Source organism: Nocardia sp. X0981, from assembly GCF_977089955.1.
The window spans coordinates 5217134-5230034 of record NZ_OZ372435.1 but is presented as its reverse complement, the minus strand read 5'-3'; the positions used below and the strand labels follow the sequence as shown (position 1 = coordinate 5230034).

At 69.9% G+C, this 12901-nt stretch carries 9 protein-coding genes; 5 read left to right on the top strand and 4 right to left on the bottom strand.

The window, feature by feature from the left end; translation table 11 throughout:
• Positions 1-50 precede the first annotated feature (50 nt).
• Positions 51-1826 carry a DUF3556 domain-containing protein gene (locus ACYR7D_RS22970; RefSeq protein ID WP_459546597.1) on the top strand — a complete coding sequence of 592 codons (1776 nt, stop codon included), beginning with the start codon at positions 51-53 and terminating at the stop codon, positions 1824-1826.
• A 48-nt stretch (positions 1827-1874) separates the two neighbouring features.
• Positions 1875-3626: a penicillin-binding transpeptidase domain-containing protein gene (locus ACYR7D_RS22965; RefSeq protein WP_459546596.1), complete on the top strand. Its 1752-nt coding sequence runs from the start codon at positions 1875-1877 to the stop codon at positions 3624-3626.
• Positions 3627-3646: 20 nt separating this feature from the next.
• Here ACYR7D_RS22965 and ACYR7D_RS22960 read toward each other — a convergent pair whose 3' ends face one another.
• The 4 genes from ACYR7D_RS22960 to ACYR7D_RS22945 all read right to left on the bottom strand — a co-directional run bounded on the left by ACYR7D_RS22960 (position 3647) and on the right by ACYR7D_RS22945 (position 7813).
• Positions 3647-5203, bottom strand: coding sequence for an FAD-dependent oxidoreductase (locus ACYR7D_RS22960; protein WP_459546595.1), 1557 nt, complete (start codon positions 5201-5203; stop codon positions 3647-3649).
• Between the two features lie 57 nt (positions 5204-5260).
• Complete coding sequence (locus ACYR7D_RS22955; RefSeq protein ID WP_459546594.1) at positions 5261-6001, bottom strand: SDR family oxidoreductase; 741 nt, start codon at positions 5999-6001, stop codon at positions 5261-5263.
• Positions 6002-6119: 118 nt separating this feature from the next.
• Complete coding sequence (locus ACYR7D_RS22950; RefSeq protein ID WP_459546593.1) at positions 6120-7295, bottom strand: pyridoxal phosphate-dependent aminotransferase; 1176 nt, start codon at positions 7293-7295, stop codon at positions 6120-6122.
• Positions 7295-7813: a CinA family protein gene (locus tag ACYR7D_RS22945; RefSeq protein WP_459546592.1), complete on the bottom strand. Its 519-nt coding sequence runs from the start codon at positions 7811-7813 to the stop codon at positions 7295-7297. Before ACYR7D_RS22945 ends, ACYR7D_RS22950 begins: the two co-directional genes overlap by 1 nt.
• Positions 7814-8158: 345 nt before the next feature.
• Between ACYR7D_RS22945 and ACYR7D_RS22940 the strand changes: the two genes are divergently transcribed.
• The 3 genes from ACYR7D_RS22940 to fxsT all read left to right on the top strand — a co-directional run bounded on the left by ACYR7D_RS22940 (position 8159) and on the right by fxsT (position 12688).
• On the top strand, positions 8159-9100 hold the full coding sequence (locus tag ACYR7D_RS22940) for a DUF5995 family protein (RefSeq protein ID WP_459546591.1): 942 nt from the start codon (positions 8159-8161) through the stop codon (positions 9098-9100).
• A 97-nt stretch (positions 9101-9197) separates the two neighbouring features.
• Positions 9198-9683, top strand: coding sequence for a hypothetical protein (locus tag ACYR7D_RS22935; protein WP_459546590.1), 486 nt, complete (start codon positions 9198-9200; stop codon positions 9681-9683).
• Positions 9684-9778: 95 nt separating this feature from the next.
• Positions 9779-12688 carry an FxSxx-COOH system tetratricopeptide repeat protein gene (gene fxsT, locus ACYR7D_RS22930; protein ID WP_459546589.1) on the top strand — a complete coding sequence of 970 codons (2910 nt, stop codon included), beginning with the start codon at positions 9779-9781 and terminating at the stop codon, positions 12686-12688.
• Positions 12689-12901: the final 213 nt, after the last annotated feature.

Here is a 12901-nt window from a genome sequence, read left to right as displayed (position 1 = left end):
GTAGTAGCTTTCGATCAACTGATCGAACGGTAGACGGATCGGGTGTAGGTGTGGGCAGAACGGATCGGTTGTTCGATGCGCTCCGGCCGGAATTGCCGGTGGTCGACCTCGAAGAGTGGAGCAGGGGAACCCGGGCGGAGAAGATCCGGCCGATGGCCCGGCACTGGGCCGAGGTCGGTTTCGGCACGCCACCGCTGTTGTATCTGTGCTACGTCGGCAAAATCGGTCTGTATCTCCTGGGCGGGTGGCTGTTCGCGCTGACCACCGCCGGTATCGACGGGGTCACCGCGGTCGGGTCGTGGTGGTCGGAGCCCATTGTGTTCCAGAAGCTGGTGCTCTTCACCATGCTGTTCGAAATCGTCGGTCTGGGCTGTGGTTTCGGGCCGCTGAACAACCGCTTCTCTCCGCCGATGGGTTCGATCCTGTACTGGTTGCGTCCCGGCACCATCCGGCTGCCGCCCTGGCCGGAGCGGGTGCCGGGCACCGGGGGAACGACGCGCACCCCCTTCGACGCGCTGCTGTACGCCGGTGTGCTCGTCTTCCTGCTGGTGGCGCTGGTATCGGACGGGACCGGGCCGGTCTCCGCGCTCGATACGAGCGTGGGGGTACTGCCGGCGTGGAAGGTCGCCGTGGTCCTCGCGCTGCTCGCGATACTCGGCCTCCGCGACAAAGTGATCTTCCTGGCGGCCCGCGGTGAGGTGTACGGTGCGCTCGCCGTGACATTCCTCCTCGGCGGCGCCGATATGATCGTCGCCGCTCAGGTGGTCTTCCTCGTCATCTGGATCGGCGCCGCGGTCTCGAAACTCAACAAACACTTCCCGTTCGTGGTGTCGACGATGATGTCCAACAGTCCGGTGGTCCGGCCTCGTGCCCTCAAACGTCTGTTCTTCGAGCGTTTCCCCGACGATCTGCGGCCTGGGCGTTTATCGCGGCTCTTCGCGCACGGGGGCACCGCGGTCGAATTGTGCGCGCCGGTGGTCCTGTTCTGCACGTCCGGGGGATGGCCGACCGCGCTCGCCGCCGCCGCGCTCGTCTGTTTCCACCTGGTGATCCTCACGGCGATTCCGATGGGGGTACCGCTGGAGTGGAACGTCTTCATGATCTTCGGGATAGCGGCGCTGTTCGTGGCGCACGCCGATATCGGCCTCGCCGATCTCGGCGACCCGGTGCCCGTGGTACTCCTGCTGATCGTGCTCGTGGGGGTGGTGATCCTCGGCAACCTCTTCCCGCGCAAGGTGTCGTTCCTGCCCGGTATGCGGTACTACGCCGGTAACTGGGACACCACGCTGTGGTGCGTCAAACCGTCGGCCGACGCGAAGATCCGCGCGGGTATCGTCGCCGTCGCCGCCATGCCCGCCGCGCAGCTCGAGCGGTACTACGGCAGCCGGGAGGCCGCACAGATCCCGTTGTACCTGGGTTATGCCTTCCGCGCGTTCAATACCCACGGCAAAGCGCTGTTCACGCTGGCGCATCGCGCCATGGCCGGCGAGACCGAGGACGACTACGTCCTCACCGACGGAGAACGTATCTGTTCCACGGCCCTGGGCTGGAATTTCGGCGACGGTCACCTGCACAACGAACAACTGATCGCGGCACTGCAGCAGCGCTGCGGTTTCGAACCCGGCGAGGTGCGGGTGGTGCTGCTCGACGCGCAGCCCATCCATCGGCAGACCCAGCGCTACCGGCTCGTGGACGCGGCGACCGGAGAATTCGAGCGAGGGTACGTGCGGGTCGCGGATATGGTCGTCCGGCAGCCGTGGGACGACGATGTACCCGTATATCCGGACCGGCCCCGGCACCCGGCCGGAGGAGGCCCGGGTGGGTGAGCGCGTCGCCGGCGCCGTAGCGGGGCAGCGGTCGATACAGTCGGACCGATGCGTATCGATCGGAAAGTTCTCGTCCTGCTGATCGCTCTCGGTCCGGCGCTGGCCGGTTGCTCCACCGGGCCGGACGAACCCGAAACCGTGGCCGGCCGCTTCGCCGAGGCGCTCACCGGTGACGATATCGCTGCCGCGGCGGCGCTCACCGACGACCCCGCCCGGGCCGGCGATACTCTCGGCGCGCTCTACGACGGACTGGGAAAAGAGGGAACCTTCGCGGTGTCCGGAGTCGAGGACGATTCCTTCACCCTCGATGTGACCTGGAAGCTCGGTGCCGAAGGCCGTTCCGAGTGGAAGTACACCACTTCGGGAAGAGCCGAGGAGACCGGCGACGGATGGCGGATCCACTGGGATCCGCTCACCCTCGCGCCCGGTCTCGACAAGGGTCCCCTCGCCTACACCCCGGTGTATCCGGAACCCGCGCGCGTTCTCGACGCCGCGGGCGGCGAGCTGATGAGCGAACAGGTGGTGACCCTGGTCCAGCTGGCGCCGGGTGCGGACACCGCCGCCGTGGCGGAACTCCTCGCGCCGCTGGCCCCCGGGATCACCGCCGCATCCCTCGACGCCGACCTGGCCGCGGCCCAGGGGGTGCCGGTGACGGCGATCAGCCTGCGCGAGAGCGATATCGCACCGATCCGTGCCGCCCTGAGCACTGCCCGCGGCGTCACCCTCACCCCGCAGACACGCCTGCTCACCACCGATAAGGCGATCTCCGCGCCCACCCTGTCCGGCCTGGGCGAACTGTGGCAGCAGCAGGCCGACGACGCGGCGGGCTGGGCGGTGCGCGCGCAGACCCCCGAGGGCACCCAGCGGATCGCCGGCGAACAACCGCGCCCGACCAGCGATATCCGCTCCACCATCGATCTCGCGCTCCAGCGTGCCGGGGAAGCGGCGCTCGACCCGATCGACCGGCCCGCGGCGCTCGTGGCCGTGCGGCCCACCACCGGTGAAATCGTCGCCGTAGCGCAGAACGCGGCCGCCGACAGCGCAGGCCCGATCGCGCTCACCGGCCTGTATCCTCCCGGATCCACCTTCAAAACGGTGACCACCGCCGCGGCACTGGACGCGGGTATCGCCACTCCCGACACCGTACTGCCCTGTCCGGGCGTCGCCGATATCGAAGGCCGTCGTATTCCCAACGACGAGGAGTTCGACCTCGGCCGGGTGCCTCTGCACACGGCGTTCGCCCGCTCCTGCAACACCACCATGGCCGGTCTCGCCGTCCGATTGCCGCAGCCGGCGCTGACCGATACGGCCGAACGTCTCGGCCTCGGTATCGACTATGTGACCCCGGGGTTGACCACGGTCACCGGAAGTGTGCCGGTCCCGCGGAATCCGGCACAACGCGTGGAGGCCAGTATCGGGCAGGGACAGGTGACGGCCTCACCGTTCGGTATGGCGCTGGTCGCCGCGGCGATCGCACACGGTTCCCCGCCGGCGCCGGTACTGGTCGCCGGATCACCGGGCACCCCCGACCGCACCCCGCCGCCGCTGCCCGCCGAGGTCACCGGCCGGGTGAAAACCATGATGCGCGAAACCGTTACGGCGGGAACGGCCACCCAACTGGCCGATATCCCCGGCCTGCTGGGCAAAACCGGCACCGCGGAGTACGGCGACAACAGCAGTGCGCACGGCTGGTTCGTGGGCATCCGCGACGATCTCGCGTTCGCGGTATTCGTCGCCGACGCGGGCAGTTCCGGTCCTGCCGTCGACGCCGCGGGACGGATGCTGCGCGCGGCACGGTGATCCGGTGTGTGGTGGCCGGTTCAGCCGCCCTGCGCGGCCGGTCGTTCGTCGTCCACCTCGTGGCGGTCCAGCGCGGCGGTGGCCGGGCCCTCGAGCACACTGCCGTCGATGGCGAAACGCGAACCGTGGCAGGGGCAGTCCCAGCTGGTTTCGGCGTCGTTGAAGGCGAGGAGGCAACCGAGATGGGTGCAGACGGCCGATACCGCGTGCAATTCACCCGCGGGGTCCCGGTAGACGGCACTGCGCCGGCCGCCGCGCCGGATCACCGCCCCACTGCCCGGGGCGAGCTCGGCGGGGGAGTCGGCATGCGTGGCCGGCCGGATCCGGTCGCCGAGCAGGTGCCGGCCGAACTCGACCCCCGCCGCGAGCACGCTGCCCGCCTCGACCCTCGGGTGCAGGCGGCGCGGATCGTAGATACGGGCCCAGGGCAGCGGTGCGCCGGCCAGTTCGGCGGCCAGGATGCGGCCGCTCGCGATCCCGTGGGTGATCCCCCACCCCCCGAACCCGGTGGCCACGTAGACGTGCCGGGAACCGAGGTGGAAAGGACCGATATAGGGCAGATGGTCGGCGGTGTCGTTGTCCTGGGCCGCCCAGTGGTAATCGATCGACTGCACCGGGAAATGCTCGCGCGCCCACCGGGCGAGGCGGTCGAACCGCTCCTCGGTCGATACCGTGCCCGGCCGTACGTGTTCGCCGGTGACGATGAGCAGTCGCCGGCCGTCGGAATAGGGCGCGGTACGTACCGAACGGGTGTTCTCGTCCGGGGTGATGTACATCCCCTGCGGGTCGGCGTCGGCCGCCACCGGTCCGGCGACGACCATTTCCCGGCGCGGCTGCAATCGCGTGAACAGCAGCGCCCGGTCGAACACCGGGTAGTGCGTCGCGACGACCACATCGCGCGCGGTGACGGTGACACCGGATTCCGCGGTGAGCCGGCAGGTGGTGGTGCCCTCCGCCAGGCCGGTGATCCGGGTGCGCTCGAAGACGCGGCCGCCGCGCCGGACCAGATCCTCGGCCAGGGCGAGCAGATAACGCCGGGGATGGAACTGCGCCTGGTCCTCGACCCGGATCGCGGCCGCGACCGGGAACGGTAATCCCGTCTCGGTGACCAGCGATGCCGCCAGCCCCGCCTCCCGGGCGGCGGCCACCTCGGCCCGGATCTTGCCGACCCCGTCCCCGCTGGTGACATAGGTGTAGGAGGGCGCGCGTTCCAGCTGGCATTCGATACCGGCGTCGGCGGCCGTCTGTACGAGATGATCCACGGCGTCCTGCTGGGAGCGGGCGTACAACCGGGCGGTCTCGGCATCGAACGACGACCGCAGCGAATCGTAGACGAGCGTGTGCTGTGCGCTCACCTTCGCCGTGGTGTATCCGGTGGTGCCGCCAACGATGCGGTCGCCTTCGAATACCGCGACCGACCGACCGGTGCGGGCGATCTCCCAGGCACTGCAGATACCCGCGATTCCGCCGCCCACCACCGCCACGTCGACCTCGATATCGTCGGTGGCCCGCGGATACGAGGTGGGCGCGGTGGAATCCATCCAGTACGACTCGGCTGTTCCGATCGATGCCTCCATGGCGCCCGGATACCCGGGACGCCCCTCCCGACACCTGTACCGCCGAGGGCCTCTGGTTCAGCGGGCGGTGCGGAGCCAGTCGCGGTAGTGGGTGGATGCCAGGTGCGCGTCCGGTCCCGCGGTGAGCACGTCACCGGTGACCGCGGCGAACATGCCGGCCGTCTCGTCGGTGACCACGATACGGTCGTCGTGCCGTGCCGCCAGCGTGATCCGGCCGAGATCGTCGAGGGCGTAGACCTCGGGGCCGGCCACATTGCGGATGCCCTGCAGCGGGGCACCGGTGGCGACCTCGACCACCGCGGCGACGACGTCCGCCGCGGCCATCGGCTGCAGTGGGGTGGCGGGGAGCCGGACGGTGTCCTCCTCGGAGGTCCAGGACAGCACCGCGTCGATGAACTCGAAGAACTGGGTGGCGCGCACGATGGAATACGGCGTCGGACCGTTGCGGAGCAACTCCTCCTGCAGGGCCTTGGCCCGGTAGTAGTCCAGCTGGGGCACCTGGTCCACGCCCACGATCGACAGGAGGACCTGGTGCCGGACACCGGCTCGCGCTCCCGCGGCGAGCAGGTTGTCCATGGAGGTGCGGAAGAATTCCAGCGACGCTTCGTCGAAGGTCGGCGAGTTCGCCAGGTCGATCACCACCTCGGCACCCGCGACGGCCCGGTCCAGGCCTTCGCCGGAGATCAGGTCGACGCCGGTGGAGGGTGCGGCCGCAACGGCCTCGTGCCCGGCCGCGGTCAGCTGCTGGACCACCTGTGATCCGATCCGGCCCGTACCCCCGACGACCGTGGCCTTCATCGCGCCCGTCCCTCGACACGAACACCCGTGCGGATCCGCGGTGAGATCGTGTTCATGCAGCGGACGGTACTCCGGGGCGGGACGGGACGGGCGGTGGCGCGCGGTGGCCCCGCGAAAGTCAGTGCCCGCGGGCCGCGCGGAGCCGGCGAACGGCCTCGTCCAGCGTTTCGGGCCGCTTGCAGAAGGTGAACCGGACGAGGTGCCGCCACGGTCCGGGATCATCGGCGAAAACACTCACCGGTACGGCGGCGACACCGACCCGGCCGGGGAGTTCCCGGCAGAACCGTATCCCGTCGTCCGCGCCCAGCGGCCGGATATCGGCGCAGAGGAAATAGCTGCCGGCGCTCGGATGCACCCGGAACCCGCTCTCGGTGAGTGCCGCGGACAACCGGAGCCGTGCGCCGGCCAGGGTCTCCCGCAGCCGGGCCACCCACTCCAGTTCATGGGTCAGCGCATGCGCGACCGCGGGCTGGAAGGGGCCCCCACCGACGAAGGTGAGGAATTGTTTCGCGGCGAGCACCCCGTCGATCAGGGCGGCCGGACCGCATACCCAGCCGATCTTCCAGCCGGTGACGTTGAACGTCTTCGCGGCACTGGAGACCACCAGGGTCCGTTCGGCCATACCGGGAAGGGTGGCGATGCTGAGGTGTTCGGTGCCGTCGTACACCAGATGCTCGTACACTTCGTCGGTCAGCACCAGCAGGTCGCGCTCGCGGGCGATCTCGGCGATCGTGGTCAGATCCGCGCGATCCAGTACCGTGCCGGTCGGGTTGTGCGGGGAATTCAGGATCAGCATCCGGGTGGCCGGGGTGATCGCGGCGCGCAGGCTGTCGTGGTCGAGGACGAAACGGTCACCGTCGGCGACCAGACGCGCGGTCCGCCTGCGCGCTCCGGCCATGGCCACCGCCGCCGGATAGGAGTCGTAGTAGGGCTCGATCAGCACGACTTCGGCACCCGGCTCCACCAGGCCGAGCACCGCGGCACTGACCGCCTCGGTGGCGCCCACCGTCACCAGCACCTCGGTATCGGGATCGTAGCCGGTGCCGTAACGGCGGGCGCGGTCGGCGGCGACGGCCCGGCGCAGTACCGGCATCCCGCGTCCCGGCGGGTACTGGTTGATGCCCTCGGCGATGGCCCGGCGAGCCACCTCGAGCATGCTCGCCGGCCCGTCGCTGTCCGGGAAACCCTGCCCTAGATTGACGGCCTCGTGGCGGACCGCCAGCTCGGTCATCTCGGCGAAGACAGTCGAGGCGAACGGCCGCAGCCGGGCGACGGTGGCCGGGCGGTCCCGCATCAGCGACGGTGTTCCCGTGCCGCGTCGAGCAGTAATCCCACGGCGTAATCGACGGTGCGATCCAGGATTTCGGCGGGCTCGCCCTCGAAGTGCCGATGATATGCGCGCACCGTATCGCCGGCGGCGACGGCGAACCAGACCGAACCCGGTTCCGCCCCGTCCTGCGGGTCCGGGCCGCCCGCGCCCGTCACCCCCACCGCCAGCGACGCATCGAACAGGGACTGCACGCCTCCGGCCATCGCGGTCGCCGCGGTTTCCGAGACCACCGGGCCCTCGGGAACGCCGAGTACGTGGTACTTGACCTCCCTGCTGTAAGCGACCACCGCACCCCGGAACCATTCGCCCGAATTGTTCGCCGCGCCCAGGGTCGCCGCGATCTGGCCGGAGGTCAGCGACTCCGCGACCGCCACGCGGAGACCGGCGTGCCCGGCGATCTCCGCGAGTTCCTGGGCCCGGTCCTGTGCTCGTCCGAGCACGGAGGGCACCAGCACGTCCTCGCTATCGGATTCGGCGGACATCGGAGTCCCTCCGTCCGGCCGCGGTCCGGCTCACCTCGGCAACGATCACTCTGTCGTACCCCATGGCCGATATCGTAGACAGTCTCCGGCCACCGCGACGGCCGCCGCTTCCGTGATCGTCCAGGGCCGCCGGGTCCCGCCGAGTCCCACGTGTGAGGGTTCGCGCGAGCCGGCACGGTACCCGCCGGCGCATGCCCTGTCTCTTCGGCACCGGAACACAACGGCGACCCGGTGCCGGTTCCCGGCGCGGCCGGGCTACCCTGAACCGGCGCCGTGGCGCCCGCTGCTGTAGTTGCGCACGATCCGTCCGCATGGCCTACTCGTTTCTCGCCGAGTGAAAGCGATATGAGCATGACCAGCGAACTTTCCGCCCGCCCCGCCCATACGGGTCTCCGTTATCCGCTCGTTCTCCTCGCCGCGATATATTTCGCGGTCCTGCCCGCGCCGATGGTGCCCGGCCGCGCGGCTGCCGTCGCGGACAGCGGTGCGTGCGGTGCGCCGCTGTCCCCGGCGGCGGTGGCCGAGATCGTCGCTCTCTCCGATACTTCCGCGGTACTCGACGAACGTTCGGGCTCGGCACTGGAGCGGCTCGAACGAGCGGTCGCGCACCACCGGCGAATCACCGAGATCCTGGTGGAGCACCGGGACCGGCGGGGGCTGTTCGCCTTGGGCCTCGATGCCGTGGAGCAGGCCGCGGTGCTGCCGTTGCAACGCGATCCGGCCGCGTTCGACGACCCCGAATGGGCGCATCGCATCAGCTTGGATCTCTTGGCGCGGTTCCTGCGTAATCTGCGCGCCGAGTTCACCGGCGCACCGTCGGAACCGCAGTGGCATCATTATTTCCGGCTCACCCGGCTGTGCGAGCTCTCACCCGCCAGAGTGGCCATGGCGGGCTACAACGCCCACCTCACCGTGGACCTGTCCAACGCGGTGGCCGCGACGCGCGCGGTGCCGGCCAACGCGCGCGACCATTTCCTGATCGTCGATACGATCGCCCGGCACGGATCCCTCATCGTCGACCGCACCGACGCCGTCTACGGTGGCGACCTCGGCCCGCTGTGGCGGTTCTATTTCGTCGGTGACGGGCTGGACGCCGTCTTCGGTGCCGGGGTGGCCACCGGGCCGCTGCTGCGGCTGGTCGACGCGGGCGCCAATGTGGTGATCTTCGGTAACGGCCTGGCCCTGCAGGACCCGGCGGCGGAACCGGCGGTGCGGGTGGAGATGGATCTGCTGTGGCACAGCGCCGATACGGCCTTCGAGGTGCTCGCCGCGAACGGCGCACTGTAGCAGTGGTGGCGCTGCCGTCGCGCGCCGCCACCGCCTTGCCCGGACGCCGCGGACTTGATCTACTGTGCCGAGTCGGTCGCAGAAGGGGGAGTTCTCGTTGGACCTGGTCACGTTGATCGTCACCGCTGTCGCGGTGGGCGCCGCCGCGGGCGTCACCGATACCGCGAAGCAGTCGGTGACCGACGCCTACATCGCGCTGCGAGATCTGCTCACCCACCGGTACCGCGAGGTGGATCTGGCACCACTGGAATCCACCCCGGAGTCCGGCGCCGAGCGGCAATCGCTCATGGGGACGTTGCGGGCCCAGGGAGCCGGCACGGACGACGAATTGGCCGCCCTGGCCACGGAACTGATCAGTGCCGTGCGGGCAGCGGCGGCCGAAACGGGCGCGGCGGTCGGAGTCGACCTGGAGATGGTGGAGGGCGCGGCCCTGCGGATCAGCGGTGTCACGGCGACCGGTACCGGGGTGCGGGTGCGTGACGGGCGGTTCAGCGGGGATATCGAGATCGGCGCTGTCGAGGCCGGAGCCGGTGATCCGTCACACCCGGCTCACGCGCGGCGTCCTCCGGCCCCGCCGCGCTGACCACACGAATCATCCACCAACTCCACAATGTTCACGCTCGCGATATCTATCTCACCGCCGGAGCCGGTACGGCTTCGTCCGGAGCCACCGTCGTCGTGGGCCGGATCCCCCGCGAGCCGCCGTTTTTCCTCGTCCGCACGGAATCGGCCCGGCTGCGCTGTGCGCTGGAGGGGCCGGCGGGGGTGGTCGTGCTCACCGGGCTGCGGGGCACCGGAAAATCCCATCTCGCGGCGGAATACGCCCGATCGTTGTTCGGAACCGATGTGGCACTGGTGGGCTGGGTCAATGCCGAAACACCCGGCAGCACGGTGGCCGGCCTGGCTGATATCGCCGAACGTCTGGGCGTCGCCGCGCCGGACGGGGACTCGGTGGAATCGGCCCGGCGGCTGCGCGACCACCTCTCGGGCGGTGCCGATCCCGCCCTGCTGGTTCTCGACAATGCCACCGACCCGGACCGGATCGGCGCACTACTACCCACCGGCGGCCGGACCCGGATACTGGTCACCAGCGTGGACCGCTCCTTCGGCGCACTCGGCGAAGTCGTGGACATCAGCTGCTTCACCAGACCGGAAGCGGTGCATTACCTCGCCGAAGCGACCGGGCTGGGCGAAGACGGCGCCGATCAGGTAGCCGCCGACCTCGGCGATCTGCCCCTGGCGTTGTCCGCGGCCACCGCGACCATCACCGGGCGTCGCCTCGGCTACGGCGAATACGGCCTCCTGCTGCACGAGAGCCCGCTACCGACGGTACTGCGCCGCCGGGCGGGACACGACTATCCACGTTCGGTGGTCCAGGCGATCCTGCTGTGTATCGACACCGTCGAGGCACCGACCGACGACTACGGTCTCGACCTCGATGTCGCCTGGTTACTGGGAGTGATGGCGATGCTCTCACCGGGTGGAGTCCACCGTTCACTGCTCGCGGTCGCCGCGCGCCGAGTCGACGACGCGGTGGAACGGTGCGTGACCGGATCCCTGCTCAGCTGGTCGACCTCGGGAGAAGCCCTGCTCATGCACCGGCTCGTGGGCCGGGTACTGCGTGAACGCGGGCGCGACACCGTGGAAAGAGGAGTTCTGCGCCGTATCGCCGGGACGCTGTACCGGCGCCGGCCCGCGCCGCGTACGGCGGTGCAGCTCGTGCGGTCGGCGCTCGCCGTCGTCATCGCGAACACCTTCCCTTCCTCGCAGGCCTGGTCACGCCGCGGCGAAGGAGCTCATCTCGTCGACCAGATCGATGCGCTGTGGGAAACGGAGATGGTGGAGCTGAGCACCCGGCGGCACGCGGTCGGGATGCTGAACGCTCGGCGATGGGCCGTGGAACAGCTGATCGAGGCCGCGGATACCGCCCGGGCGCTGACCCTCGCACAGGATGTCGCCCGCTCCGCCGAGCGCCTTCTCGGCGCCGCGCATCCCGATACTTTTCTCTCCCGGAATCGCGTGGCCCGCGCATTCGTGGCCGCGGGCCGGTTCGACGCGGCGTGCGAGGCCGCGGCGGCGGACCTCACCGATGCCGAACGGGCTCTCGGGCCCGGCCACGCGATGACCCTGGCACTGCGCGGTCAGCTGGCCTCCGCGTACCACTCTGCGGGGAAACCGGCGGAGGCCGAAGCCCGGTATCGCGAAGCACTGGTGCTGAGCCGGCGCGTATTCGGTCCGGAGGCCCCGGAGACCCTCGCCCTCCGTACCGGTCTGGCACAGGCGCGCCAGGCCGCGGGTCAGGTGGCGGAGGCTGTCGCGCTCTTCGAGGAGGTGCTGTCCCTGTACATCCGGGTGCTCGGTACCGGTCATGCCGAGACGTTCCGGTGCCGCCACCATCTCGCCCACTGCTACGGCGAGGCGGGGCGGACCGGCGAGGCGGTACCGCTGCTGCGTGCGAACCTGGAGGAGGCGGTACGAGCGTTCGGCGCCGATCACCCCTCGACTCTCGCCGCTCGCAACAACCTCGCCCTCGCCTACCAGGCCCTCGGACGATTCGCGGACGCGATCCGCCTGGGGGAGGCCAATCTGACCGAGCGGCTGCGTGTCCTCGGCCCGGACCATCCGGATACGCTGCTGACCCGCCACAATCTGGCGCACGCCCTGTATCTGGGCGGTCGCCTCGACGAGGCCGTCGCGCTGTACGAAATGAACGTCGACGATTTCCGCCGGGTTCTCGGGCCGGACCACCAGTACAGTCTGCTCACCCGGGCCGGGCTCGGTATCGCCTACAGTGCGGCGGGACGCCATGAGGAGGCGATCGCGGTGCAGGAGGCCACCCTGCGTGACCGCCTGCGGGTTCTCGGGCCGCGGCACCCGCAGACACTGCACGCGGTCGGCAATCTCGCCGACGCGCTGGCCGTGTACGATCTACCGCGCGCGATTTCGCTGTTCGAGCAGAACCTCCTCGCCACCGCTGGTGAATTCGGTCCCGACCATCCCGACACGTTGCGGAGCCGTCACAATCTTGCCGCCGCCTACCAGGCGGCGGGGCGGCTCGACGAGGCCCTCACCCATTTCGAGGAGAACCTGGCCGACCGGCTGCGTATTCTCGGTCCGGACAGCGCCGCGAGCCTGGAATCCCGCGACAACCTCGCCGCCGTGTACCGCGCCGCGGGGCGTCTGGACAGGGCGATCGAACTGTTCGGGGAGAACCTGACCACGTATCAGCGGTTGCTGCCGGGACATCGCCGGCTCCGCACGCTCCGCGGCGCGCTCGCCACAACCCTTCGGGAAGCAGGCCGGCTCGACGAAGCGATTCCGCTGTACGAAACGAACATCGACGACTACCGCCGGGCGCTGGGGCCCGCGCACAGTGATACGGTGCGCGCGGTGTATGCCCTCGCCGGCGCGTACCACGCGGCCGGGCGGCACAGCGCTGCGACCGACGTCTTCGAAACAGCCTACGCGCAGGTCGTTCGTGTTCTCGGTTCCGCACACCCACTGGCCTCGGACGTACGGGCCGGACTCACCGCCGCCCGCGGGGAGGAAGAGTCCGGTGAACCGGTTCGGGAGGACGATGCCGGGTGAGTATGCCGCCCGAACCGGCTTCGTGACCGCCGTCACGGGCCTGCTGTGGGCCGCTGGCCTCGGCCGGGTTCCGTTCACCGGGATCGGTGCACATCCGTTACGATCACTGCTGCCTCTCGGTCCAGAAACCGGCCGCTGAGTGAGTGGACGTGCGCCGTGGCGGCGTCGTTTTCCTGTGTGATCGGAGGCCTGGTGCCGGTGCCCCCTGGCGAA

Coding starts and splice junctions, on each gene's coding strand:
- ACYR7D_RS22955 (WP_459546594.1), bottom strand. CDS start 6,001: ATGAAGGCCACGGTCGTCGGGGGTACGGGCCGGATCGGATCACAGGTG.
- ACYR7D_RS22950 (WP_459546593.1), bottom strand. CDS start 7,295: ATGCGGGACCGCCCGGCCACCGTCGCCCGGCTGCGGCCGTTCGCCTCG.
- ACYR7D_RS22945 (WP_459546592.1), bottom strand. CDS start 7,813: ATGTCCGCCGAATCCGATAGCGAGGACGTGCTGGTGCCCTCCGTGCTC.
- ACYR7D_RS22965 (WP_459546596.1), top strand. CDS start 1,875: ATGCGTATCGATCGGAAAGTTCTCGTCCTGCTGATCGCTCTCGGTCCG.
- ACYR7D_RS22960 (WP_459546595.1), bottom strand. CDS start 5,203: ATGGAGGCATCGATCGGAACAGCCGAGTCGTACTGGATGGATTCCACC.
- ACYR7D_RS22940 (WP_459546591.1), top strand. CDS start 8,159: ATGAGCATGACCAGCGAACTTTCCGCCCGCCCCGCCCATACGGGTCTC.